Source organism: Bradyrhizobium sp. UFLA05-108, assembly GCF_059803455.1.
The window spans coordinates 1-504 of record NZ_JBANAZ010000285.1; the positions used below are offsets into that span (position 1 = coordinate 1).

Annotated in this window: 1 protein-coding gene; it reads left to right on the top strand. The window is 67.3% G+C overall.

The genetic code is table 11. The features are described from left to right. A partial coding sequence (locus tag SO140_RS46510) for an ATP-binding protein (protein ID WP_498544284.1) occupies nucleotides 1-504 on the top strand: 504 nt, incomplete at both ends.

A 504-nucleotide genomic window follows, 5' to 3' on the forward strand; every position in this document is an offset into this window, starting at 1 on the left:
CCTGCTCGACGAGGCGGCGCGCGCGAACCTGTCGGCGCGTGAGACGCTGATCCTGCTGTGCGAGCGCGAGATCGCGCGCAAGGATCATCGCCGTATCGAGATGGCGCTGAAACTCGCACACTTCCCGGCCGTGAAGGAGCTGGCGGGCTTCGACTTCGAGGCGCAGCCGTCGATCGATCCGAAGCAGATCCGCGACCTGGCCGCGTCACGATGGATCGCCAACGGCGAGAACGTGCTGCTGCTCGGCCCGCCGGGCGTTGGCAAGACGCACTTGTCGATCGCGCTCGGGCGAGAGGCGATCCTGGCCGGATACACGGTGCAGTTCACCACGGCGACGACGCTGGTCGCTGGCCTCGCCAAGGCGCATGGCGAGCGGCGCCTGGACGAGAAACTGCTGGCGCTGGCGAAGCCAAAGCTGCTGATCGTCGACGAGCTCGGCTATCTGCCGCTGGAGCCTGACGCGGCGCATCTGTTCTTCCAGCTGGTCAGCCGGCGCTACGAAAC